Raw genomic sequence first — 23,207 nt, forward strand, 5'->3', positions numbered from 1 at the left:
TCCTTTCTATACAGAGGAAGGTACGGTTGGTCTTTGCGTGGGTCGTCCCTTGATTTCCGGATGCCGTGCATCCGCAGATTGATCGTCATGTGCATCTTTCGCAAATGCTTCCTTGGCCAGCTCGGCAACGCCTGCGATAGAACTAAGCAGGCCGCTGGTTTCCATTGGCATCAAGATCACTTTTTGATTGGGGGCCTTTGCTAATGCATGAAATGCCTCTACATATTTTTGGGCCACGAAGTAATTCAGAGCCTGCGAGCTTCCCTGGGCAACAGCCTGCGATACTTCTATGGTTGCGCGTGCCTCTGCCATCGCCAAGCGTTCCCTGGCTTGACCATCCAAATGAGCAGCATCCTTGCGTCCTTCGGCCTCTAGAACCATGGCCTGCTGAAGGCCCTCTGCTTTCAAAATATTCGCCTGACGTGACCCTTCAGCAGCCAAAATGGCTGATTGTCTTTCACCTTCAGCCTCCAAAATAAGGGCACGTTTTTCACGTTCCGCCTTCATCTGACGCGCCATGGAATCGACCAGATCGCGTGGTGGCTTGATATCCAAAATTTCAATACGGGTTACTTTTGTGCCCCATGGATTAGTTGCTTCGTCCACAACCATCAAAAGGCGGGCGTTTATTTTCTCGCGGTGAGACAACAACTCATCCAAATCCATAGATCCCATAACAGTACGAATGTTTGTCATGGTCAGATTCATAATTGCATTCTTCAGGCTCGAGACTTCATAAGCAGATTGCGCCGCATCCAAAATTTGATAAAAGATAATACCATCGACGGTAACAACGGCATTATCTTTTGTAATAACATCTTGCGATGGGACCGCCATGACCTGTTCCATCATATTGACCTTTGCCCCAATACGATCAATAAAGGGCATAATAATATGGAGGCCAGGCTTTAACGTTTCCGTATAGCGACCAAAACGTTCCACCGTATATTCAAATCCTTGCGAGACAATTTGAACGGATTGAAACACGAATAAAATTCCAATTATAACAACTGTAATAGCAATAATTTCCATGATTCAATCCGTTCTTTTAAATGATCTTTCTGGCAGTATGCACCACTTTCACACTAAACGAAATCACCAAACATAGTGGTATCGATAGAATGTTTCTTGGCACCAACTTTGTCAAAATGATCCCCTATCCACTCAGAGGCTGATTTGCGTCCCTCCTCGAACAACATCATCAAAAATTCCCAATCGGTGTTGAGGGCACTGCTTAAGTTAAGCCCCTTGAAAGAATCTTCATTCTTTATCAGATGCATATTAACCCTTTTCATGGCCCCTTCTTTGATAACGCCATCATCGATTAGTTTTGTGATAAAATAGATGGCCCGCATTTCATGAACCAAACACCCGTTATACGTAATTTCCTTTAATCGATTATCAATCTCTTGTTGCGTTTGGGGTAATTTATCGCAATACGTTTTTCTCAATTGAACAAGGATAATATCCTCACAATCGCAATTATTAATTAATGGGTAAATCGCGGGGTTTGCAATATATCCACCGTCCCAATAATATTCATTGTCGATTTTTACAGATTGAAATATAAACGGCAAACAGGCAGACGCCATCAGAACCTCTGGCGAAAATTCATCATTGGAAAATACCCTAATTTTCCCTGATTTGACATGCGTTGTTCCCAGAAATATTTTTCGGTCCTTACTGTTGCGAATAGCCTTGAAATCAAAAAAATCTTTCAAGAATTCACCGAATGGATTCTTGTTGTCTGGATTCAATTGATAGGGCGATAAATGAGTCTGAATATGAGACAATATTGGAAATAATGGGTGCTTGTCCAAATTAAAGGACTTTTCCTTTTGTGGCATAAATTTACCAAGTAACTGCTTGATTTGATCGTGGCCCTCAAAGGGATCTTTCATGTATGGCGAAGTCTTTTTGGAAAGCTGATATACAGACTGCCAATAATCCTTGAGCGTTATTCGTGCCAGTTCTGGCCCGCCCTTAATCAGACCCTGAACCAAAGCAGCAGCATTCATACCGCCCGCGCTGGTACCAGAAACACCAACAATGTCGAAACGACCATCCTCTAACAATCGATCGGCGACTCCCCACGCAAATGCGCCATGAGAACCACCACCTTGAAAAGCAAGGGCAACTTTTTTCTTCTGCACTGATAATCTCCATTCATACAGCTACGTATCCAGAACCCTTCGGGCCGGATCATCTTTTGGACTCCTATTGCTTATAATAAACAAAGATCCTTAATTATTCGTTAAAATTGGCCCGCATTTTTCCACTCTCTTGCTTAAAGCCATGGGCTTGGTGTACAAGAAGGAAGACAAGACAATTTCCTGCACCGTTGCGTTTTTGTAGAACAGGCCATGACTAGATTAAAAAATGAACACCTTATACGATTGGCCACCTATGGAGCCGTAGGCGTTGCATCCATTCTTGTCTGCATAAAGACATACGCCTGGTACGTCAGCGGGTCACTTAGCATACAGGCATCGCTGATTGATTCATCATTGGATGCCTGTGCATCGTTGGTCAATTTTTTTGCCCTAAGGCATGCCTTGCGCCCGGCCGATGCAGACCACCGTTTCGGCCATGGCAAAGCAGAATCCCTTTCCAGCCTTGGACAATCTGTGTTTATAGCGATTGCATCCATTTGGATTGCCAAAGAAGTCATTTATCGAACGGCTCATCCCGAGCCCTTTGTTTTTAATTCAACAACCTTGATTGTTATGGTTTTTGCCTCCTTTTTGACCTTGATGCTTATTCTGGGGCAACAATATGTTATCAAACGAACGGGTTCGCTTGGGATATCGGCAGATTCCCTGCACTACAAAACAGATTTTCTGACGGATCTAAGCGTCCTTGGAAGCTTTTTTATCTCAACCTATTTTGGATGGAGATGGTTCGACACCCTTGTCGGGGCCCTTATTGCTCTGTATATTTTTCATTCGTCATGGCGAATTGCAAAAGATGCTTTTGATGTTCTGATGGACAAAGAATTACCCCCCGATATTTTGGCGCGTATTACGGCCATCGTTTTGCAGAATCCCGAGGTACTAGGCGTCCATGATCTACGCACTCGCACATCGGGACAATATAAATTCATCCAACTGCATTTGGATTTAGACGAAGCACTTTCTTTTAAAGAAGCCCACAGAATTTCTGAAGACGTCATGAATGCCATTAATACTGAATTTCCTGATGCAGAAGTCCTTGTCCACCAAGATCCAATCCTAACAACGAAAGAGTAACCCCATGAGACCAGAAGCCCGCATACAAAGTGCCATTGATTTGTTGGATCGTATCCTTCAAGAATCAGAAGTTCCCGCTGACAGAATTGCCCAAGATTACTTTCGCCATAATCGATATATCGGCAGCCATGATCGAAATTCCGTTGGCGATCTAGTTTATCGGGTACTTAGAAACTACCCCCAATTGGCATGGCTTGATACCGATAGTAACGCCAGGCGGGCAGTTCTTTTGCACCTTTACCGACATGAAGATCATGATGTTGCCAAGCTTAAGGAAACTTTTTGTGGCGGCCAATACAATCCGTCGCCCCTTACGCCTGGGGAAATAAACCTCCTCCAACGATCATCCGAGGCGACCGACATGCCGCTTTGGGCTAGCCTCAGCATTCCCGAATGGCTTTGCTCGCATTTCGAAGATTCTTTTGGTGCGGATTCTTTCCAAAATGAAATCACCGCCCTCAATAATAAGGCGACCGTTGATTTACGAGTCAACAGCCTAAGAAATACACGTCAAATTGTTTTGGAATTGCTGCAGGCTGAAAACATACCGGCCATCCCAACACCATTTAGCCCCCTGGGCATTCGCTTGTTAACGCGCGTTCCTTTTGGGAATCACCCCTTGTGGAAAGATGGCACGCTCGAGGCTCAGGACGAAGGGTCACAGATGATTTCCCTGTTATGCGATGCAAAACCAGGCATGGTTGTTTTAGATTATTGCGCAGGGGCGGGCGGGAAAAGTCTGGCCATGGCGGCATCCATGAACAATAAGGGGCGCTTAGTTGCGACCGATATTTTTGATTGGCGCCTTAACCGGGCAAAGGAACGCTTTAAAAAGGCCGGCATAGACAATACAGAATGCCGTTTGCTGACCGAGGAGAAAGGCTGGCTAAAACGCCAACAAGGGAAATTCGATCGTGTTTTGGTGGATGTCCCCTGTTCTGGAACAGGAACCTGGCGTCGCAATCCAGATCTAAAGATCCGATTCCAAGAACAAGATCTTTTGGAAATTATCCAAAAACAACAGGAAATTATGACAGCGGCCGCCAAGATGGTCAAACTAGGGGGTCGATTGATTTATGCAACCTGTTCGCTTTTACGCAGTGAAAACCACCGACAGATCGAAACATTTATCAGTAATAATCCTGAGTTTTCGTTGATTCCGATTCAGGATGTTTGGCAGGAAGTTCTGGGGTCCGATTGCCCATCCGAGGGGCCCATGCTTCAGCTAACGCCAGCACAACATAATATGGACGGATTTTTTGTTGCGGTCATGAAAAAGACGGCGTAATAAAGATTATAGATTTTCCATCACCATCCGACCCAACATGAACGGATGGTGATGCCGCATGAGCCGCTAAATTTACGGATCCTCTCGTGGCCAGTCGACCAAGTGGGCGCCATAAATACTAAAACCACGGTCTTAGCAGGGACGGCTCCCGGGGATGTTAATTGGGCCAAGGGATTCAAATCAAATACGAACTCTGCAGCACCACTTTTAATACTATCACTCATTTGCCCTTGTTTGTGATTTATTTTTCGATCACACGTACATCGGATTCCATCAGAACGGCATCGAGCGCTTTTTTTATTCGATCAGTTAGATCTTGACTGTCGACTTCGGATCCAGGATAAGGAATGGGCGCCCCCGCAACGATGACTCCCCTTCCAAATGGCAGGGGCAAATGAAATGAATCCCAGGTGCCCAGAATTTTGCGTCGGCTTGTCGCGTAACTGACGGGAATAATATCAGCCTTTGCCAATCGGGAAAGGGTAACAATACCCGGGCTTACCTGGCGCGCCGGGCCACGTGGACCATCCGGGGTAATCCCAATGGGCGTTCCTTTTTTCAGGATTTTGACCAAACCCAGGGCCGCCTTTCCACCGCCCCGCGTTGTTGATCCCGCAACCGTATTAATGTGCAGATAATCCACAACCCTAGAAATCAACCGACCATCCCCGTGGGACGACAACAGCATCGTAAAGGGTTGTTTCCATTTCCAGGCACACGGCAGCATAAGCAATCGACCATGCCAAAAACATATGATCACGGGTTTTTGCGCCGCCACGTACGCATCAATATAATAATCGCCAATGAATTGCCACCGGTTGGTCGCATAAACAAAACGAATATATAAAAATCCAATGAACGCCAAACATCGCTGAACAAGGGGGTGTTTTAGGATTTTTTTACGGGTTTTTTTCATGGCTTAATTTTTTCCGCTACGCGGGTGGCTGGACTGATATGACTTCATCAAATAATCTTGGTTAATGTCTGTATAAATTTGCGTTGTCGACAGCGAAACATGCCCAAGAAGCTCCTGGATTGATCGCAGATCACCCGATGCCCCCATCAAATGAGACGCACAACTATGGCGCAGAGCATGCGGCGTGGCGGATTCCGGCAAACCCATTAAATTTCGATAGCGTCGCATTTGAACCTCTGCCACCGTGCTAGATAATCGTTTGCCCCGGGCTCCACAAAATAGGGGGGCAGTTTTTGTCGTTTGATCAAAAGGCATGATTTCAAGGTATGCAAACAGCTGTGTTTTAACAACGGACAAAAAGGGAACCTTTCTGAATTTCCCCCCTTTTCCTTCGATTGTTAAATACTCTTCGGCCCGAACATCGCAGCAATTCAGGGAAAGCGCCTCGCTGATCCTAAGGCCGGCACTATAAATCAACATGAACAGGGATTTATCACGCTGGCCAATCCACGGTGTTTTGGAAATACAACCGATAGTATCGACAAGGTCCAACGCCTGATCAACAGACAGCGGGCGGGGAAGCGTCTTTTGAAGCCGTGGAGGCTTAACGCCGAATATTGGGTGATCTTCTAGAATTTTTTGTTTTTGCAGGTAATGATAGAAATTTTTTACAGCTGACAGGCTTCGTGCCGTTGACCGCCGATTATAGGATTGATACTGCCGATCAGCAAGCCAAGCCCGAATATCCTGAAGCGTCAGGGATGTTGCGCGCGCCACGGTCAATTCTTCACCCAAGTAATTAGTGAAAAACAAAAGAAATTGCCGAATATCCTGTTGATAGGCCGCAAGCGTGTGACCGGAGGACAAGCATCCAGATCGCAAATATAATAACCAATCGTCTATTGTCGCATTCATTGGAGGGCCCCCACCACTTTCATCCTATGCCCATCCCCGATGATTTTCCGCAACAACATCCTCCCGTCACCCCGTGGCTTGACCACGGGGTCCATATGGATCCCGCGATCAAAGCCTGCCCTAGGACTTGATCCAGGGTCGCGGGAGGACGTGTGGGGGAAATGATTGGGAATGGGTGTAATTCTTCCTAAGTTTTAATAAAAAATTAACCATTCATGACCCATCCTAACACTAGGCAGAAATAACCGACTAAGGTTTGTCATGACTTTGTTCAACAATACACTTTCTACGTTAATGAACCAACGATTGACTTGGTTAAATGCTCAGTCAAAAGTTCTGACAACGAACATTGCGAACGCCGATAATCCGTCAGCAAAACGGGAGGAGCTTCGTTCGTTTCTAAAAATTTTAAGCAAAAGCCCATCGGTTATAAAATCAAACGGAATATCACTGACACGAGTCAAGAATTTTACGATCCAGGACAATGATCTTATTCATACAAATAAAGAGATTGCCAGGGAATTAGAAACGCTCGAGATGGCCAAAAATAACCTTGAACACGAAACGTTGATCAATGTTGTGCGTCAGTTTCACAAGATGTTTAAAGCGGCCATTGGCAAATCACAATAAAGAGGGACTGAACCCATGAACATGAATACTCTGTCCCCGCTAGCCAAAGCGATGCGTATTGCAACGGCCGGCATGCAAGCACAGGATCAACGCATTCTGATTATTTCGCAAAACCTGGCCAACGCGGGAGCAAAGGCAACCCCCGGGACAATGCCCTATCAACGTAAAACTATTAGCTTTCAAACAGTCCTTGATAAAAAACAAGGGGTTGAACTTCTAAAACTCAAAAAGATCGGCCGCGATACAAGCCCAATGAACAAAAGCTATAATCCCCATGACCCGGCCGCCAACAAGGATGGGTATGTTTTAGAATCCAACGTAAAACCCATGATAGAATTGGCTGACATGCGGGAAGCAAGCCGCAGTCACGAAGCCAACTTACGGGCGTTTGAAAAATCCCTGTCCATGTTTCAAAATACCATTAGCCTACTTAAGTAATAAACACCTAACCGCATCGTAAACGGCATCAACGGGGATATCGGCCATTGCCGACCCCCCAAAATCTTGCGCCTTAATAATATGGACTTGATTGCCATTCGGGGTTGACTTCAATGGATCCGTTGGCCCCCACAGGGAAATGGTGGGCTGGTCAGAGGCAGCCAAAATGTGCCCAACACCGCCATCGTTCGCCACATTAACATCCGCCAATTGCCCAAGGGCGATCGTCAAATAGGGCGAGCTTTTGTTGGCTACCTGCAAGGGAAAAACGGCTTGTGGGAAATGCTGCATAATTTCCGCCTGCCACTCAGGCTCCGCTGGCCCTAAAATAAACAGAGGTTGAACGCCATCTGATTCCAATTTTTTAGCAAGCATAATAAAACAGGCCAATGGCCAGCATTTAAAACGCCCCCCAGCCCCCGGGGCCAATAAAACAATTTTCTTTTTTCCATAATAATCAGCCAGCAATTCTTTAGCATAATCTTTCCATTCGGGCGGAACATCAACCGTATACGATGGTGATGGTTTTTTGCCGGTAGCAACGGTCAAAAGATCCAGTAGGCGCCCCACCAAAAGCAGCGGTTGTTTATACGGTTTTTGTGGCTTTTTATCAGACAGATTCCATTTAAAAGCCGCCGACACAAACAGATCATGCGGAATTTGTTTTAGCATTAAGGCTGGGATCGGCTTTCGTTCAGTATCAATAATGACATCGAATTTTTTATCTCCCAGCACCGATTTCCATGGTTTTTGCCAGATGTGGCTCCATTTCCCACCAAACCCCGTTTGATCAATAATCGTATGAAGATAGGGCGACACAAAAGGATGTAGCGCCGTTTTAAAAATGGTTTGATGCCGCCCCGAAAGCCACGTTATTTCGGCCCCCGGAAAACTTTCGGACAGGGCCCTAATAAAGGGCAGCTTCATCATGCCATCACCGATGAGCTCGCCATTGCTGAAAACAAGAATTGATTGCTTGGTGTGGGCCTGACTCATTTTATATGTGCAATTATGATGGCTAATGATTTGTTTGTAGCGCGCCTTTTGATTTATCTCAAGGGAATCTTTTTGGACATTCAACCCCTTAACGGTATATACTGCCATCCAGTATTTTCGTTTAGATTGAGCATGCATGACAAACATAGGTAACTATGAGTTTCTAGCAAAATTAAAAAGTTTGCCATTCATAGACGAAATATGGCTCTATGGGTCAAGGGCCAGGGGAGACCAAACCCCCCGTTCCGATATTGATCTGGCGATTCTCTGTCCAAAAGCAAATGCCATAAATTGGGGGCAAATTCTTGATGTTATCGACAATGCCGATACTCTGCTCAAAATTGATTGTATTCGCTTTGATGAGCTGTCTGTTGACGACAAGATAAGGCAGAATATAATAAGATTTAAAAAAGTCTTGTACAAAAAAGGGACAGACTGCATGGACAAAGAATTCTGGAAAGATTATTTTGATAGCCTGGGTGATGCGTTGGCGCGCCTAGGGGATGTCTTGAAGCATCCTGACCTGGAGGCCGTGGATTATTTGCAAGATGCCGCTATCCAGCGATTTGAATTTACGATCGAATTGTTTTGGAAGGTGTTAAAAAAATTTCTAGCGTACGAAAAAATTGATACCACAACCCCGCGCGATGTTTTAAAAAATGCGTTTCAGTATAATTTTATTGATGATGAGGATGTTTGGCTTTTGATGCTGGACGATCGCAATAAAACCTCTCATCTCTATAAACAAGAACAAGCAAAGCAAATATTCAAAAACATTCAATCCCATTATCCTGTTATGCAACGCACATATGATGCGTTAAAAAATCGGTTCTATACGTCCTAATTTATACTTTTTTCTTTTATAGTTGAGTACCTTCATCATGAACACCATTCGTAATTTTGCCATTATCGCCCATATTGACCACGGAAAATCAACGCTCGCCGATCGTTTGATTGAATTTTGTGGTGGCCTGGAATCTCGCGAGATGAAACAGCAGGTGCTGGATTCCATGGACATTGAACGCGAACGGGGCATTACGATCAAGGCCCAAACCGTTCGGTTGCAATACACGGCCAAGGATGGCCAAACATACACGTTGAACCTGATGGATACGCCCGGGCACGTGGACTTTGCATACGAAGTCAGCCGATCATTGGCGGCCTGCGAAGGATCGCTTTTGGTGGTGGATGCCAGCCAGGGGGTGGAGGCCCAAACCCTGGCCAACGTCTATCAGGCAATTGATAACAATCACGAAATTATCCCCATATTAAATAAAGTCGATTTACCAGCGGCCGACCCAGAACGCGTTAAAACTCAAATTGAGGATGTCATTGGATTGGACGCACAAAATGCGGTTCTTATTTCTGCCAAAACGGGAATTGGAATCCAAGATGTGTTAGAAGCCATCGTTCATCGTTTGCCGCCCCCCAAAGGCGGCGAGAGTTTGCCAGATGCACCCCTAAAAGCAATGCTGGTGGATAGCTGGTATGATTCATATCTAGGTGTGATGATTCTGGTCCGTGTCGTCGAAGGGACCCTAAAAGCCGGCATGAAAATCCGGATGATGAGCACAACAACAAGTTACGAAGTCGATCGCGTGGGATATTTTACCCCAAAACAAACGATCGTTGAAACATTATCACCCGGTGAGATCGGCTTTATTACCGCCAGCATCAAACACGTTGCCGATTGTAACGTTGGGGATACCATAACCGAAGAACGGCGCCCCACAACGACTCCGCTAGTTGGATTTAAACCATCCGTTCCTGTTGTGTTTTGTGGATTATTCCCAACCGATTCGGCCGAATTCGAACATTTGCGCGACAGCCTGGCAAAGCTCCGCCTTAATGATGCCAGCTTTCATTTTGAAACTGAAAGTTCGGCAGCGCTTGGGTACGGATTTCGGTGCGGTTTTTTAGGGTTGCTCCATTTAGAAATTATCCAAGAACGCCTAGAACGTGAATTTGATCTAGACCTAATCACAACGGCACCAAGCGTTGTTTATCGCCTGCATATGACCAACGGCACAACGCAAGAACTGCACAACCCAAGCGATATGCCCGATGTCGTAAAGATTGATCGAATGGAGGAACCTTGGATCCGGGCAACGATTTTAGTCCCCGACGAATACCTGGGGTCCATATTAACGCTGTGTAACGATCGCCGGGGGGAACAAATTGATTTAACCTATGCCGGGAATCGGGCGATGGTTGTTTATTTGCTTCCATTGAACGAGGTTGTCTTTGATTTTTATGACCGACTAAAATCCATCAGCCGCGGATATGCATCCTTTGATTATCAATTGGATTGCTATCGCGAGGGGGAGATGGCAAAAGTCAGCATCCTGGTGAATGCAGAGCCTGTTGATGCCCTGTCCATAATTGTTCACAAAAGTCGGGCAGAATCGCGCGGTCGTCTGTTGTGCGTTCGACTAAAAGATCTAATCCCGCGTCAATTGTTTAAGATCGCGATCCAAGCCGCCATTGGTGGAAAGGTCGTTGCCCGCGAAAGCATTTCGGCACTCAGAAAAGACGTATTGGCAAAATGTTATGGTGGGGATATTTCCCGCAAACGGAAATTGCTCGATAAACAAAAAGCTGGTAAAAAACGTATGCGACAATTTGGGAATGTGGAAATCCCCCAAAGCGCGTTTATTGCGGCCCTTAAAATGGGGGATGATTAATGAAAACTATTCACAAGGCTGCCGCACAAGTGATGCCACCCATCAACCAAAACAAAAAAGATGATCTTAAAGGGAAGGGCGATCATAACCGGTGGCAACATCATCATTCCCATAGACATCAAAATACTGGCCACAACCATATCAATGATTAAAAATGGGATAAAAATCAGAAAACCAATCTCAAACGCACGGCGTAATTCGCTGATAATAAACGCGGGGACCAAAATACGTAAGGGGGTTTCCTCTGCTTTTGGCGCGGTCTCTATTTTGGCAAGCTCCATAAAAAGACGGAGATCTTTCTCTCGAACATTTTTCAACATAAATGTCCGGACTGGTGCGGAACATCGTTCTAATGCTTCTTGTTCGGTGATTTTTTCTGCAATCAAGGGTGCGATACCCTCCTCATAAACTTTCTCAAAAGTTGGGCCCATAATAAAGGCTGTCAAAAACATCGCCAAGCTAATCAATACCATGTTCGGCGGTGATTGCTGAATCCCGATCGCATTGCGAACAAAAGAAAACACAACGATGATCCGGGTAAAAGATGTCACCATCATAACAATAGATGGGGCCAAGCTCAAAACAGTCAATAGCATGAACATCTGAATCATGCGCCCAACCATCGACCCCCCTGAATCACCAAGGTCAAGGCTAAATGTGTCAGCCGCCAGCGGATGGACCAGGACGCCAATCAGAACAATAAAAATCCAAAAATACCTAAGAATCATATACCGTCGCTTTGTGAGAAGGGGGCGGGGAGCAGGGAATGATCGTTTCTTTGTGGGCGCCAACCAAGACCATGTACGACATTTCATGGCACTGAACCAGGTGCAGTCTTGTTTTGTTGTCCAAATATACAGTTTCAACAATTTGCAAATTCTGTCCGCTCCGCCATTCGCGTGGTGCCCTTGATTGGATAAAACGCGCACCCATTGATAACAAGCCGATCAGGGCCAGCACCGCGACCAAGGAATAAATTGCCGTAAAAAACATTTTGCCCCCTATAAATTTAATGTCTTGCGTACGCTTTGATGGCCTTTATATGAGTTTTTCCAGCATCCATTTCGCGTTGCAGGGCTTCCAATCGTTCTTTTGTGTCCTCATAACGCACCTCGATTTCCGTTCGAAACTGCGTAAGTGTCGGCGACAACTGATCACGGGCAGGTTTGTCCATTTGATTAATCTGGTCCAAAATGCCCCTTAGATCCTCCTCGATCTCTGCGAATGACTGGTCGATATTTTGCATTGATCCATCGCCCTCAAAGCCATCTGACAAGGAAAGGATGGCATCCTTTATTGTTTCTAATTTTTTTGCAACATTTTCGGTCTGCATATGCACAATAAAACCCATTTTTATGCCGGTATTTTAGTATGAAGGTTCCCGAGCGAATTTAAAAGCTTGAATTTTAAGTGGATTTACCAGTAAATAGGATAAACAAACGTAACCAAATAAGGATGAGTACCAGTGCAAACTCAACGAACTTTCTCCATCATTAAGCCAGATGCGACACGGCGCAATCTTACAGGAAAAATTAACGAAAGAATAGAAGACGCAGGCCTTCGTATCATTGCCCAGAAACGCTTACAATTGACAAGGGCACAGGTTCAAGGTTTTTATGCCGTTCATGCAGAACGTTCATTTTTCAACGATCTTTGTGACTATATGATATCTGGTCCCGTTGTGGCCCAAGTCCTAGAAGGCGATAATGCCGTTGCGCACTATAGGGAAATTATGGGCGCAACGAATCCAGCAAACGCAGCAGAGGGTACGATACGTCGGGACTTTGCGGAATCGATTGAAGCAAACTCTGTCCACGGTTCAGATTCTGAGGAAAATGCTGCACATGAAATCACTTTCTTCTTTAGTAAACTCGAGATTGTTGGGTAACAACCTAACCCTTCCCAATGTTATTACAGGGGTGCGCCTTTTGGCTGCCCCTGTAGTTTTTTATCTCGTTGTAACCGGACTGAACAGAATGGCCTTTTGGGTGTTTCTGTTTGCCGGAGCAAGCGATTTCATGGATGGTTATATAGCCCGACTCTATAAGACAGAATCCCCGTTGGGTAAAATTTTAGACCCTATCGCGGACAAGGTTTTGTTGATTGGGGTTTGTGTGGCTTTATCTTTATCAAAAATAATGCCCTGGTGGCTTTCCGGCGTGATCATCGTGCGGGATCTGTTGATTGTTGGCGGTGTATTTGTGGCGTGGCTTTTCAATCTAACCCTAATCTTGCGTCCCCATTTAATCGGCAAACTCAATACGGTACTGCAAATCACGCTGTGTCTTTTGTTGCTAGGGCGTGATTTTCTTCCTTGGATTACTACATTCGAAGATTATCTGGAAATTTTTGTCTATTGCACCCTCTCAACAACCGTTCTGTCAGGAATGATTTATGCCCGGATTTTTTACCAAAGCTATCAGTCACGATAATTTCTATCGATTGCTTGTGGTGGGGATTTTAGGATCCATTGCCACCATTCATATCCTGCAAGCTCTGAACGGTGTTTTACCGCCATTTATTGTCAGCTGCATCTTGGCCTATTTATTAAATGGGTTGGTGGAAAAATTAGAAAGACTGAAATTTACACGGGGACTTGCTGCGGCTTTTATTATCATCACCTTTCTTGTTTTTATTAGCGTTATGATTTTTGTAGCCCTTCCTTACTTGCAACGGGAATTGGTTGTTCTTGCAGAAAACTTACCTCAATTTGTATCTGCCTTTTTAAATTCCCTCTCTCCTGTTTTAGAGCGTGTATCCACCAAGATGGGAAACGTTGATCCCGCATTAATCAAGGAACACATTAATCATTATCTTGGTGATATATTCCAATGGGGATTGCAAATCTTTATTAACGTATTGACCAGTAGTTTTGCGATTGCCAACCTGATTTCATTAACCATTCTTACGCCAATCATCACATTTTATTTATTAAAAGATTGGCCCTATTTAATCAAACAAATTACAATTTTGCTGCCTAAACAATACGCAACAACGATCTGTCAAACCGTACAAAACGTTGATAAAGCGCTTATAGCCTTTCTTAAGGGACAGATAGCGGTTTCCCTGGCGCTTATGATCTTGTATATGATTGCCCTTTGGTTGGTTGGACTACATCAGGCTGTTTTTGTGGGATTACTCATGGGGATTTTATCCTTTATCCCATTGATTGGGCTACTCATTGGGTATGTTGTTTGTATGGGAATTGCCTTTTCACAGTTTTCGGATTGGACCTCTATAGCGTGCGTGGCGTCTGTTTATTTCATTGTTCCGTTGATTGATGCAAATTTTTTGACACCTAATTTCATCGGTGGAAAGATCGGATTGCATCCAGTTTGGATCTTGTTTGCCCTGTTGGCCGGCGGTAATTTATTTGGTTTTGCCGGGGCTTTGTTTGCGCTGCCTATGGCTGCAATTGCCAGTGTTTTGGTGCGATCAATTCGCGAACATTGCGTCGTCCAGGATACATGAACGTGAAAAGAAACCAGAATCCAAAACAGCGTAACATTATCCTACTGGTCGCCCTTTTATCACTCAGCCTACTTTTTTATGCCTTGGCTTTTATTAAAGTGCGCGGTCTCGGTTGAGGGGGCGTTGAAAAAAAATGATAAAAACCTTGCTATTATTTTGGCAGCAGCAAGCTTTGTCATGCTTGGAATGGCTTATGCATCCGTTCCGCTTTACATGCTATTCTGCCAAAAGACAGGGTTTGGTGGCACAACACAAATGGCCAAAGCCCCATCCCAGCAAATAATCGAGGACAGAGAAGTCACCGTTCAGTTCGTTGCAAACACACACCGGGATTTGCCCTGGCTTTTCAAGCCACTACAATCACAGACAAAGATTAAAGTTGGCGAAAATACCATGGCTTTTTATCTGGCAGAAAACCAGTCAGAACGTCCCATCATCGGGATGGCTACCTATAATGTTGCACCCGATAAAGCTGCTATTTATTTCAGCAAGGTTCAGTGCTTTTGTTTTGATGAACAAAAACTTGAGCCCCATCAATCCATGGAAATGCCAGTTTTATTTTTCCTTGATCCTGAGTTTGCCAAAGATCCCGATTTAAAAGATGTAAAAGTTATAACGCTATCATATACATTTTTTGAATTTAAGAAGTGAACATAGTGAAAATGGTATAGGTTCAAACCCATACCATTCCATAATCCGACTATATTTTATTTTGCTCAACTGTCAGTGTTTTCAACGCTGTGAATACATGAGGATCCTGATGATCTTGTGCTTTCAGGCCCTGAATGGTGGTGATTAAGTTAGCAATCGCCGGGGTATTAATCTGGTTGTTCTGAAGCGATGCCACAACCGCATCGGCTGACAAAGCAACGGCAACCGCAGATTGAACCGCACTTGCATCCTTTGGATCCAATGCTTCAATAAGTGGCTGCAGCGTGTGAGTCACCTGAATCCCGATTTGCAGACCTTTATCGAGGCCAGTCAGAACAATCTGAGCATTCTCCCTTGTGAATGTTTGAGTCATGCAACCCGTAAAGCTTTTCCAGCATCCACTTCCTGCTTCCTCATTAACGGCCGCAGTTGCCGCATTGACTTGACCGACAGACAGAGTTGATAAAGTTATGGCCAAAGCCCCATATTTCATGCATTCTTTAAACATTGACAGATCCTTTGTTGGTTTGGTTACATCTCTAGATATAGGCGGAGAGCATTAAGATCTGGTTAACGGACAAAGGATTTTTGAGTCAAAAACAAAATTTTACGAGAGTTTTAAACAATGAGTCAGTTTGATTTAATCGTTATCGGAAGTGGCCCCGGCGGATATGTTTCCGCTATTCGGGCGGGACAGCTTGGTTTCAAAACAGCCGTCATTGAACGGGAACACATTGGCGGAGTATGCCTTAATTGGGGATGCATTCCAACAAAGGCCCTTTTGCGTAGCGCCGAAATCAAACACCTCATTGATCATGCGGCGGATTATGGAATCGAGGTTCCAGCCCCAAAGATTCACCTAGAAAAAATTGTCCAGCGATCCCGTCAGGTTTCGGAACAGCTGGCGGGGGGCGTTCGAGCCCTCCTCAAAAAAAATAAGATCACCGTCTATAATGGCCACGCCCGCCTCGAGGCACCCGGGACACTTTCCGTTACCGATAAAGATAGCAAAAAAGAAACACTAACCGCCAAGCATATTATTATTGCGACGGGCGCCAGGGCGCGTCTGTTGCCGTCCTTGCCCGTCAACCATCCCCGCGTATGGACAGCAAAACAGGCCATGATCCCGGAATTTATGCCAAAATCTTTATTGATCATTGGGTCGGGCGCCATCGGGATTGAATTTGCCAGCTTTTATCGAACCCTTGGGGCCGACGTCACTATGGTTGAAATGCAAAATCGCATCCTCCCGCAAGAAGATGAAGAAATATCCGCCCTTGCCCAAAAATCTTTTGTCAAACAAGGGATGAAATTTCACCTTGGATCAACGATCACTGACATAAAGGTAGATGACAAAACAGTGACGGCCGTTATCGAAGATGCAACCAAGAAAAAGCATACGGTTGTAGCGGACGCAGTCATTGTTGCCATTGGTATTGTTGGCAATACAGAGGATATCGGCCTTGAAAAAACAAGGGTTGTCGTGGAAAAAGGACAGATTATTATCAATCAATGGAACGAAACCGCAGAGCCCGGCGTTTACGCAATTGGCGACGTTGCTGGTGCCCCATGGTTGGCCCACAAGGCATCACACGAGGGGATCATCTGTGTGGAGAAAATAGCGGGCATCCAGGATCTTCACCCCCTTAAAAAGGATTGTATCCCGGGATGCACCTATAGCCTGCCGCAAATCGCCAGCGTCGGCCTGACCGAAGCAAAAGCAAAAGAAGCCGGATATGATGTTAAGGTTGGTCGTTTCCCATTCCGTGGAAATGGCAAGGCCCTGGCGATGGGAGAGCCTGATGGACTTATCAAAACCATCTTTAATGCCAAAACGGGGGAGCTTTTAGGGGCGCACATGATTGGTGCCGAAGTCACCGAATTGGTTCAGGGATTCTGTTTGGCCAAAACCCTGGAAACAACAGAAGCCGACCTGATGCACACGATATTCCCCCATCCGACGCTGTCCGAGATGATGCATGAATCTGTGTTGGATGCCTATGGAAAAGTTATTCATTTTTAGGGACTGCGGGCAGGCTTCCAAGCTCTGTAAATCCCCCTGCTCCCCCAAGGGGGTCGGGCAAAGCACGGGGGGATTTCTGGATTGCTTCCTCGGGCTTCGCCCTCATCGCAATGACGTACGGCATGGCGAGCGAACGGAGTGAAGCGCGGCCATCCAGAAAAACTCACTAATCATTTATTGAAAACGGTATTTCTAGCCCTGGTATAAATCAATTGGAATACCAGGGAGATTTTTTGCCGTACGAATGACCATGCGAGTTTTAATGTTGGCGACTTTGATCATCGTCGACAGCTCTGTGGATAAAAAATTCTGGTACGCATCAAAATCCTGGGCAACAATTTTTAGTAAAAAATCCGTCCCACCCGTCACCATATAACATTCGCGAACAAGCGGCCATTTTTGGACTTGCTCCTCGAACCCCCTAAGATCAGCATCATTTTGACTGCTCAAGGCAACTTCGGCAAAAATAGTCACAGTAAACCCAAGCGCGTGTTGATTTAAAACCGCGTGATAACTTTCGATAACCCCCTCATCCTCCAAATCCTTTACCCGCCGCAGACAAGGTGGCGCTGAAATACCAGCGCGCTTGGATAGCTCAACATTTGTTAAGCGGCCTTCTGCCTGTAAATCTTTCAGGATGCTGAGATCAATTTTATCAAGTTTAGAGTTCACAATGGTTTCCAATGCTGAGTGTGGTGGCGGGAGAGGGTTAATTCAAAGCTGCCTCTGTGATCCCGCAACGAATTTAATTAAATTATAAGGAAAATTTATGCTCACGTTAATAAAATTTTAATAAAATTACGCGATACTAAAATCAGACGAGGATTAAAATACAACAATAAGTAAAATGATACCGAATGACAACGACCAACAGCCAAACCCCCAGGAAACTGAAAATGAGCCTGCGGCATTAATACCATCCACCCCTTCTAAGGACCACACCCTTTTGAAGTTGCTCGTGATATTTGGGCTTATCGTCATATTAATTGGGGGATCCGCGGCCGCCATTTTCCTGACCCCACTTAAGGACAAAATCTGGCCAACCAACGATAAAATAAAAAAGGCAGATGATGTTAATTTGTTAGAGGTTGCGTTTCTCAATATGCCAGAAATTCTCGTCAATCTTAAATCAGACAAACCCCGCGGCAACATGCTAAAGGCCAGCTTTGTTTTCGAGCTGAATTCCCCCGAGGACAAAGAGGAGGTTGATCACGTCAAACCACTGATTGTGGATCAATTTCAAAGTTATTTGCGGGAACAAGAGGTCAGCGATCTTCAGGGTGCCGTTGGTCTTGAAAGGCTTCGCCAAGAACTCCTCAATCGCGTTAATACGATTATCAGTCCCAGAAAAATACGGCAAGTTCTGTTAAAAGAATTTTTACTACAGTAAGGGTGTATTAAATTTATGGATGATGACGTAGAAAAAAATGCAGACCAAGACGCCCAAAAGCCAGAAGAGCAAGCAAGCGAACAACCTGTATCAGTAAGCCCAGAAAAAGAAGAGGTTGCTGAATCTTTGTTTGTTGAATTGCCCAACGACAACTCAATCGATACTGATAATTTTATAAATCTTCTGGGCTTAGAGGCTGACTCCCCCTCAAAACAACAAGGATCCGCAAGCGGCCTTGATGCGATTATCAGCAACAATCACGTCTCCTATGAACGGCTCCCTATGTTGGAGGTTGTCTTTGATCGACTCGTTCGCATGATGTCCACAAGCCTTAGAAATTTTACATCTGACAACGTTGATGTTTCTTTTGATGGAATAAGCTCCGCTCGGTTTGGGGATTATTTAAACACTGTCCCCCTGCCGGCAATGATAAGCATTTTCAAGGCAGAGGAGTGGGACAACCATGGCTTGATTATTGTTGATAGCCCCATGATTTATTCTGTGGTCGACGTCCTTTTGGGTGGACGCCGCGGGACAGCATCAACCCCCGTAAAGATTGAGCACAGACCCTATACAACGATCGAAAGAAATCTTATTGAACGAATGATGCGCGTAATCCTGGGTGACTTAAGCTCGTCCTTCGATCCCATTTGTTCTATTAACTTTAGTTTTGAACGCCTCGAAACGGCACCAAGGCTTGCCCTCATTGCTCGCCCTAGCAATGCAGCCCTCATTGTCAATTTCAGGGTAGAAATGGACGAGAGGGGGGGCAGGCTTCATCTTTTGTTACCCTATGCCACCCTTGAACCCGTTAGGGATCTTTTGCTTCAAAATTTCATGGGGGAACGATTCGGTCGCGATTCCATCTGGGAAGATCACTTAGCCGAACAATTATGGAACACAGATGTTGTGATCGAGGCAGCATTAGATTCAGAAATAATGTCCCTAGAAAAGGTGTTGAATTGGAAGGTTGGCGAACAAATTCAACTAAAAACAACACCTGAATCATTGGTTACAGTGACATGTGGCAGTGAAAGTTTATTCACCGGAAAAATGGGCCAAAAATCTGGAAAAGTTTCCATCATGATCGAAGAAGTTTTGCGCAAAAACAAAGGATGCTCTGTATGAATAATATTCTGATCGACGGATTTATGATCGTTCTTTTATTGATGGCTATTGTTTTTTGCTGGCGCCTTAATAAAAGGTTACAGGGTATGAAACAAATCGGCGGGGATTTGCAGCCATTTCTGCGGCATTTTTCTACGTATATTGGAAAAATATCCCAGCAAATTGACACGCTCAGGGAAGCAGCAGACCAAGGACACAATGGATTAAGTGAGAAAATTCCCCGGGCAGCATCCCTAAAAGATGACCTTGATATATTATTGGAACACAGTGAAAAAATTTCCACCCGGCTTGATATCCTTATTGGAAAAGCACAACAGATAGAAAAACGGCTTCATCAAACCGTAGAACTTGCAACACGTGGGCGCTATCAGCCTCTGTCATCACCCACCACTCATGGTTATGGGGAACAGGATTCTGTGCAACCTATCCACCATCAACCAGAACAAGAACCCCAGGTGCATTCATTCGTGAGGGATTTCCCCATAGATCGAAATCTGTTATCGACATTAAGGGGCCTCAGGTAATCCGATGACCATTCCAAAAGCATATCAAACAAACCGCGGCACCACATCGACCCCGTCAAAGGCATGGGGGAAAGTGGCGGCAAAAACTCACCTCGTGCAGTTTGTGATGTTTTTTGGAATCAGCCTGGGCTGCATTGCTTGCGGGATTCGTCTTGTTAACTGCAAGGAAAACTATGCAACCTTTGATTCCGGCCAGTTCTTGAAAAAAATATTCCCGTTTCGTATTGGAAAATCGGCCCACGCTGCACCAGAAATTTCCCCGCCCAAAGCGGACACCCCACCAGCCGTCAATAAGGTTCCCGTTGTTAAGGAGGCTGAAAATGGCCCCACAAAAACAAAGGATCCTTCTTTTGATCCGCTGGCCCTTTCATCCGAAGGGGAAGTTAAGTTATTGCAAATGCTATCAAACCGACGCCAAGATCTCGATAAACGCGAGGGGGAGCTTGTCAAAAAGGAGCTGGCGATCAAAACGACAGAATCCCTAATTAGGAATCAAATGCTATCTCTTGCCAAAGTCAAGGAGGAGGTAGAGCAACTGCTTTCCATCAAGGACAAAGAAAAAAAAGAGCATATCGCAAAACTTATCAAAATTTATGAAAACATGAAACCAAAAGAAGCGGCGCGTATTTTTGATCATCTTGATGTCAGAATCCTCAAAGATATTGTCCAGGGCATGAACCAGAAAAAAGTTTCGGTTGTTTTGGGGAGTATGGATGTTAACAAAGCCAAAGAATTGTCGATGCTTTTGGCAACCCATAGGGATCCCTTTGACGCAACCGCAACCGCCACCACCACACCGGCCAAGGGGAAGTAGTGTTTTACCATTATCTTGCCCTGACCAATCAAGGACACTATCAATCAGGGGATTGGTTTGGGTCATCAGAACAGGATCTGTATTGTTATCTTCAAAAAAGAAACTTGAACCTTGTTCGATGCCGGTCAATTAAAAAATCTGCGTCTTCGTGGGCATTCTGGTCATCAGTGTCGCTGGATGATTTGCTGGATTTTTGTTTGCATATGGAACAGCTCGACAAAGTCAAAGTCCCGCTGACGGAGGCGATTTTAATTCTTGCGCAAAGCGTTGCCAATAAACATTTTAAATCCATTTTACTGACAATCCACAGCTTGATAAACAGTGGCCAGATGGTGTCGCAAGCCTGCAAGCAGTATCCAGCTGTATTCGATGATGTTTTCATCCAATGCTTGGCAATGGCAGAAAATACAGGGAATTTCAGCCAAGCATTTTCCAGCATCCAATCGTATCTACAACACAAAAAACAACACCAAAAACAGCTGCATCAAGCGATTCGCTATCCCCTTATTTTGTTAGGCGTTTTGTTGGGTCTTTTTGCCTGTATGATAATTTTTGTGGTGCCACACCTGGGGGAATACCTAACTGTTGTCGGCATGACAGAAAAACCATTAGCGCTCAAAACGCTTTTATGGCTCAACAACGCCATCCAAATTTATGGTGACATGATGGTCTGTTGTTTGACCTGTGGCTTGGGCATCGTTTTTATGACCCATCGCTTGTCATCCCGGTTTAGGCTAGCCTGTCATAAAATCGTGTTATCGGTGCCATTCTGGGGTCAAATAAAAAGGGAGATGCTTGTGGGGAGTTTTCTTCAAACCCTGTCCATCTTGCTGGGGGAGGGCCTAGAAATTCTGGAAAGCATAGAAAGATCCATCGCGAACACGACCAACCTTTATATAAAAAATGAACTCAATACCGTATACCAGTCTGTCAGGCAAGGAACCAAGTTATCAGAGGCGTGTTCTGGCAAGGTTTTTTCGCCCTTTATCGTGCGATTAATCGGACTCGGAGAGGAAACAGGTAAGCTGGCCCAATTGTTGGATTTGGCATCTGAAATAGAGCTAAAAGATTCAATACGACGCCTGGAAATGTTATTAGCCTGGACACAACCCATTTTGGTTATTACCATGGGATTGATTATTCTTTGGGTCGTCTCTGCAACAATAATACCGCTGTATGAGAATTTGGCCCTCCTTGACTTTTAGGCGCGATGCACAAAATACAGATCATTCCCTGGCTTCAAAACAAATGTCTTTTCTGGAAAAAATTTTTATCTTTCCTGTCCAGGGACTTGCCTCGGGTCACTCCATCGTCCTATTTAGTGCTTTGGATTCACGGGAAAGATTTAACCATCATAACGATGGTAAATGGGCAAGCCACCGCTGAAAAGATTTTTAGTCTTGGTGATAAAAAATCTTCGACTATTCATACATATTTACAATCGTTTCCGTCCACCCCCATTTATATTCTTTTGGAGATTGCCGAAACAAATTTCCGGCTGCTATCCCTGCAGAAAGCACGATTTTGGGACAAACATGCCTTGTTAAAACAAGCATCCTTAAATATGTTTTCTGCAACACAGATGCCAACGAACCTTGATTCGTCCACCACATGCCCATCACTTTGGACACAAAAAGATCGTTTCCCCAGCTCAACAAATTCGCTTCGATACTGGATTGCTGGGATTCCCCCCTCTGAGCCTTTGCGAAATTTTATCGATTTTCTATCAACAACGGCCCATTCCATTATTGATGTGCAGTTATGGCCTATGGTTGTGGCAAGGCGGTCTGCGCTTGTTGCAATCCGGGAAAATATCGCCAATCGCTGGGTTTTGATTGTGCTGTTCGGATCCAGAAACACCTGGCAAATTATTGTATGCGATGACACAGCACCCATCATTTATCGGCAAGGCACCATCAGGGATGTCCAATCCGCCGAGAATCTATTGCTAAAGTTGAGTAGAGGAAGCCAATCACTCAAGCTTCCCCCCTCCTCAGAACCGGACTTGCCCAATTAAGGCATCCGGCTCCCGATTCAATAATGGGCCATAACACCTCTGTCGGTCTTACCCAGAATCGATACCGTCTTATA

General features: G+C 45.0%; 27 protein-coding genes and 1 other RNA gene. 17 read left to right on the plus strand and 11 right to left on the minus strand.

Annotation, left to right across the window (positions count from 1 at the left end; genetic code table 11):
* Positions 1–6: 6 nt before the first annotated feature.
* Both NTX76_05915 and NTX76_05920 read right to left on the minus strand, forming a co-directional pair.
* Entirely contained in the window at positions 7–1,032 is a 1,026-nt protein-coding gene (locus NTX76_05915) for an SPFH/Band 7/PHB domain protein (GenBank protein MCX7338794.1), read from the minus strand.
* Between the two features lie 53 nt (positions 1,033–1,085).
* Positions 1,086–2,153 (minus strand): patatin-like phospholipase family protein, encoded by a 1,068-nt coding sequence (locus NTX76_05920; protein ID MCX7338795.1) that lies wholly within the window; start codon positions 2,151–2,153, stop codon positions 1,086–1,088.
* 210 nt (positions 2,154–2,363) lie between these two features.
* On the opposite strand from NTX76_05920, the gene NTX76_05925 reads away from it, so the two are divergent.
* Together NTX76_05925 and NTX76_05930 are read left to right on the plus strand one after the other, a co-directional pair.
* Positions 2,364–3,248, plus strand: a complete 885-nt coding sequence (locus NTX76_05925) for a cation diffusion facilitator family transporter (GenBank protein MCX7338796.1) — start codon at positions 2,364–2,366, stop codon at positions 3,246–3,248.
* Positions 3,249–3,252: 4 nt separating this feature from the next.
* Positions 3,253–4,536, plus strand: a complete 1,284-nt coding sequence (locus NTX76_05930; GenBank protein ID MCX7338797.1) for an RsmB/NOP family class I SAM-dependent RNA methyltransferase — start codon at positions 3,253–3,255, stop codon at positions 4,534–4,536.
* A 47-nt stretch (positions 4,537–4,583) separates the two neighbouring features.
* Here NTX76_05930 and ssrS read toward each other — a convergent pair.
* From ssrS to NTX76_05945, 3 genes are all read right to left on the minus strand, one after another.
* Positions 4,584–4,741, minus strand: a non-coding RNA gene (ssrS, locus tag NTX76_05935) — 6S RNA.
* 36 nt (positions 4,742–4,777) lie between these two features.
* Positions 4,778–5,452, minus strand: a complete 675-nt coding sequence (locus NTX76_05940; GenBank protein ID MCX7338798.1) for a lysophospholipid acyltransferase family protein — start codon at positions 5,450–5,452, stop codon at positions 4,778–4,780.
* 3 nt (positions 5,453–5,455) lie between these two features.
* Positions 5,456–6,367, minus strand: a complete 912-nt coding sequence (locus tag NTX76_05945; GenBank protein ID MCX7338799.1) for a tyrosine recombinase XerC — start codon at positions 6,365–6,367, stop codon at positions 5,456–5,458.
* Between the two features lie 261 nt (positions 6,368–6,628).
* Between NTX76_05945 and NTX76_05950 the strand changes: the two genes are divergently transcribed.
* On the plus strand, positions 6,629–6,997 hold the full coding sequence (locus NTX76_05950) for a hypothetical protein (GenBank protein MCX7338800.1): 369 nt from the start codon (positions 6,629–6,631) through the stop codon (positions 6,995–6,997).
* A 15-nt stretch (positions 6,998–7,012) separates the two neighbouring features.
* Positions 7,013–7,435 carry a flagellar basal body rod protein FlgC gene (flgC, locus tag NTX76_05955; protein ID MCX7338801.1) on the plus strand — a complete coding sequence of 141 codons (423 nt, stop codon included), beginning with the start codon at positions 7,013–7,015 and terminating at the stop codon, positions 7,433–7,435.
* Here flgC and NTX76_05960 read toward each other — a convergent pair.
* Positions 7,424–8,539 (minus strand): glycosyltransferase family 9 protein, encoded by a 1,116-nt coding sequence (locus NTX76_05960; GenBank protein MCX7338802.1) that lies wholly within the window; start codon positions 8,537–8,539, stop codon positions 7,424–7,426. The two genes, flgC and NTX76_05960, sit on opposite strands and share 12 nt — an antisense overlap.
* A 28-nt stretch (positions 8,540–8,567) precedes the next feature.
* Here NTX76_05960 and NTX76_05965 point away from each other — a divergent pair, with 28 nt between their 5' ends.
* Together NTX76_05965 and lepA are read left to right on the plus strand one after the other, a co-directional pair.
* A complete protein-coding gene (locus NTX76_05965; GenBank protein MCX7338803.1) occupies positions 8,568–9,275 on the plus strand; it encodes an HI0074 family nucleotidyltransferase substrate-binding subunit in 708 nt (235 codons plus the stop codon).
* A gap of 37 nt (positions 9,276–9,312) precedes the next feature.
* Positions 9,313–11,115 carry a translation elongation factor 4 gene (gene lepA, locus NTX76_05970; protein ID MCX7338804.1) on the plus strand — a complete coding sequence of 601 codons (1,803 nt, stop codon included), beginning with the start codon at positions 9,313–9,315 and terminating at the stop codon, positions 11,113–11,115.
* Here the strand turns inward: lepA and fliP are convergent.
* From fliP to NTX76_05985, 3 genes are read right to left on the minus strand one after another with little or no spacing between them, the layout of a single operon-like run.
* Positions 11,112–11,843 carry a flagellar type III secretion system pore protein FliP gene (fliP, locus tag NTX76_05975; protein ID MCX7338805.1) on the minus strand — a complete coding sequence of 244 codons (732 nt, stop codon included), beginning with the start codon at positions 11,841–11,843 and terminating at the stop codon, positions 11,112–11,114. The genes lepA and fliP overlap by 4 nt on opposite strands.
* On the minus strand, positions 11,833–12,108 hold the full coding sequence (locus NTX76_05980; GenBank protein MCX7338806.1) for a flagellar biosynthetic protein FliO: 276 nt from the start codon (positions 12,106–12,108) through the stop codon (positions 11,833–11,835). The genes fliP and NTX76_05980 overlap by 11 nt, the downstream gene beginning before the upstream one ends.
* 16 nt (positions 12,109–12,124) lie before the next feature.
* Positions 12,125–12,448, minus strand: coding sequence for a hypothetical protein (locus NTX76_05985; protein ID MCX7338807.1), 324 nt, complete (start codon positions 12,446–12,448; stop codon positions 12,125–12,127).
* 132 nt (positions 12,449–12,580) lie between these two features.
* On the opposite strand from NTX76_05985, the gene ndk reads away from it, so the two are divergent.
* The 4 genes from ndk (at position 12,581) to NTX76_06005 (ending at position 15,237) form a co-directional block, all read left to right on the plus strand.
* The gene (gene ndk, locus NTX76_05990) at positions 12,581–13,003 is read left to right on the plus strand and encodes a nucleoside-diphosphate kinase (protein MCX7338808.1); all 423 of its coding nucleotides are present in this window, start codon (positions 12,581–12,583) and stop codon (positions 13,001–13,003) included.
* Positions 12,960–13,547, plus strand: a complete 588-nt coding sequence (locus tag NTX76_05995) for a CDP-alcohol phosphatidyltransferase family protein (protein MCX7338809.1) — start codon at positions 12,960–12,962, stop codon at positions 13,545–13,547. Before ndk ends, NTX76_05995 begins: the two co-directional genes overlap by 44 nt.
* On the plus strand, positions 13,510–14,586 hold the full coding sequence (locus NTX76_06000) for an AI-2E family transporter (protein ID MCX7338810.1): 1,077 nt from the start codon (positions 13,510–13,512) through the stop codon (positions 14,584–14,586). Before NTX76_05995 ends, NTX76_06000 begins: the two co-directional genes overlap by 38 nt.
* A 123-nt stretch (positions 14,587–14,709) precedes the next feature.
* A complete protein-coding gene (locus NTX76_06005; protein MCX7338811.1) occupies positions 14,710–15,237 on the plus strand; it encodes a cytochrome c oxidase assembly protein in 528 nt (175 codons plus the stop codon).
* A gap of 49 nt (positions 15,238–15,286) precedes the next feature.
* On the opposite strand, the gene NTX76_06010 is transcribed toward NTX76_06005, so the two are convergent.
* Complete coding sequence (locus tag NTX76_06010) at positions 15,287–15,745, minus strand: hypothetical protein (GenBank protein ID MCX7338812.1); 459 nt, start codon at positions 15,743–15,745, stop codon at positions 15,287–15,289.
* 117 nt (positions 15,746–15,862) lie between these two features.
* Between NTX76_06010 and lpdA the strand changes: the two genes are divergently transcribed.
* Positions 15,863–17,260 (plus strand): dihydrolipoyl dehydrogenase, encoded by a 1,398-nt coding sequence (gene lpdA / locus NTX76_06015; protein MCX7338813.1) that lies wholly within the window; start codon positions 15,863–15,865, stop codon positions 17,258–17,260.
* 192 nt (positions 17,261–17,452) lie between these two features.
* On the opposite strand, the gene NTX76_06020 is transcribed toward lpdA, so the two are convergent.
* Positions 17,453–17,935 (minus strand): Lrp/AsnC family transcriptional regulator, encoded by a 483-nt coding sequence (locus NTX76_06020; GenBank protein MCX7338814.1) that lies wholly within the window; start codon positions 17,933–17,935, stop codon positions 17,453–17,455.
* 172 nt (positions 17,936–18,107) lie between these two features.
* Here NTX76_06020 and NTX76_06025 point away from each other — a divergent pair, with 172 nt between their 5' ends.
* From NTX76_06025 to NTX76_06050, 6 genes are read left to right on the plus strand one after another with little or no spacing between them, the layout of a single operon-like run.
* Positions 18,108–18,650 (plus strand): flagellar basal body-associated FliL family protein, encoded by a 543-nt coding sequence (locus NTX76_06025; protein ID MCX7338815.1) that lies wholly within the window; start codon positions 18,108–18,110, stop codon positions 18,648–18,650.
* A gap of 15 nt (positions 18,651–18,665) precedes the next feature.
* Entirely contained in the window at positions 18,666–19,778 is a 1,113-nt protein-coding gene (gene fliM, locus NTX76_06030; GenBank protein MCX7338816.1) for a flagellar motor switch protein FliM, read from the plus strand.
* Entirely contained in the window at positions 19,775–20,302 is a 528-nt protein-coding gene (locus NTX76_06035; protein MCX7338817.1) for a hypothetical protein, read from the plus strand. The genes fliM and NTX76_06035 overlap by 4 nt, the downstream gene beginning before the upstream one ends.
* A 4-nt stretch (positions 20,303–20,306) precedes the next feature.
* On the plus strand, positions 20,307–21,116 hold the full coding sequence (locus NTX76_06040; GenBank protein MCX7338818.1) for a hypothetical protein: 810 nt from the start codon (positions 20,307–20,309) through the stop codon (positions 21,114–21,116).
* Positions 21,116–22,321, plus strand: a complete 1,206-nt coding sequence (locus NTX76_06045) for a type II secretion system F family protein (GenBank protein MCX7338819.1) — start codon at positions 21,116–21,118, stop codon at positions 22,319–22,321. The genes NTX76_06040 and NTX76_06045 overlap by 1 nt, the downstream gene beginning before the upstream one ends.
* Before the next feature lie 5 nt (positions 22,322–22,326).
* On the plus strand, positions 22,327–23,133 hold the full coding sequence (locus NTX76_06050) for a hypothetical protein (protein MCX7338820.1): 807 nt from the start codon (positions 22,327–22,329) through the stop codon (positions 23,131–23,133).
* The last annotated feature ends 74 nt before the right edge of the window (positions 23,134–23,207 follow it).

This window comes from Alphaproteobacteria bacterium, from assembly GCA_026400645.1.
Lineage (GTDB): Bacteria > Pseudomonadota > Alphaproteobacteria > Paracaedibacterales > CAIULA01 > JAPLOP01.

Bases quoted from the DNA above. Each gene is read 5' to 3' on its own strand.
- NTX76_06025 (MCX7338815.1), top strand. From the start codon at position 18,108: ATGATACCGAATGACAACGACCAACAGCCAAACCCCCAGGAAACTGAA.
- NTX76_06000 (MCX7338810.1), top strand. From the start codon at position 13,510: ATGCCCGGATTTTTTACCAAAGCTATCAGTCACGATAATTTCTATCGA.
- NTX76_05915 (MCX7338794.1), bottom strand. From the start codon at position 1,032: ATGGAAATTATTGCTATTACAGTTGTTATAATTGGAATTTTATTCGTG.
- lepA (MCX7338804.1), top strand. From the start codon at position 9,313: ATGAACACCATTCGTAATTTTGCCATTATCGCCCATATTGACCACGGA.
- NTX76_06010 (MCX7338812.1), bottom strand. From the start codon at position 15,745: ATGTTTAAAGAATGCATGAAATATGGGGCTTTGGCCATAACTTTATCA.
- lpdA (MCX7338813.1), top strand. From the start codon at position 15,863: ATGAGTCAGTTTGATTTAATCGTTATCGGAAGTGGCCCCGGCGGATAT.
- NTX76_05925 (MCX7338796.1), top strand. From the start codon at position 2,364: ATGACTAGATTAAAAAATGAACACCTTATACGATTGGCCACCTATGGA.
- NTX76_06035 (MCX7338817.1), top strand. From the start codon at position 19,775: ATGAATAATATTCTGATCGACGGATTTATGATCGTTCTTTTATTGATG.
- NTX76_06040 (MCX7338818.1), top strand. From the start codon at position 20,307: ATGACCATTCCAAAAGCATATCAAACAAACCGCGGCACCACATCGACC.
- fliM (MCX7338816.1), top strand. From the start codon at position 18,666: ATGGATGATGACGTAGAAAAAAATGCAGACCAAGACGCCCAAAAGCCA.
- NTX76_05995 (MCX7338809.1), top strand. From the start codon at position 12,960: ATGAAATCACTTTCTTCTTTAGTAAACTCGAGATTGTTGGGTAACAAC.
- NTX76_05985 (MCX7338807.1), bottom strand. From the start codon at position 12,448: ATGCAGACCGAAAATGTTGCAAAAAAATTAGAAACAATAAAGGATGCC.
- NTX76_05940 (MCX7338798.1), bottom strand. From the start codon at position 5,452: ATGAAAAAAACCCGTAAAAAAATCCTAAAACACCCCCTTGTTCAGCGA.
- NTX76_06050 (MCX7338820.1), top strand. From the start codon at position 22,327: ATGCACAAAATACAGATCATTCCCTGGCTTCAAAACAAATGTCTTTTC.
- NTX76_05980 (MCX7338806.1), bottom strand. From the start codon at position 12,108: ATGTTTTTTACGGCAATTTATTCCTTGGTCGCGGTGCTGGCCCTGATC.
- flgC (MCX7338801.1), top strand. From the start codon at position 7,013: ATGAACATGAATACTCTGTCCCCGCTAGCCAAAGCGATGCGTATTGCA.
- fliP (MCX7338805.1), bottom strand. From the start codon at position 11,843: ATGATTCTTAGGTATTTTTGGATTTTTATTGTTCTGATTGGCGTCCTG.
- NTX76_05950 (MCX7338800.1), top strand. From the start codon at position 6,629: ATGACTTTGTTCAACAATACACTTTCTACGTTAATGAACCAACGATTG.
- NTX76_05965 (MCX7338803.1), top strand. From the start codon at position 8,568: ATGACAAACATAGGTAACTATGAGTTTCTAGCAAAATTAAAAAGTTTG.
- NTX76_05945 (MCX7338799.1), bottom strand. From the start codon at position 6,367: ATGAATGCGACAATAGACGATTGGTTATTATATTTGCGATCTGGATGC.
- NTX76_05930 (MCX7338797.1), top strand. From the start codon at position 3,253: ATGAGACCAGAAGCCCGCATACAAAGTGCCATTGATTTGTTGGATCGT.
- NTX76_05960 (MCX7338802.1), bottom strand. From the start codon at position 8,539: ATGGCAGTATATACCGTTAAGGGGTTGAATGTCCAAAAAGATTCCCTT.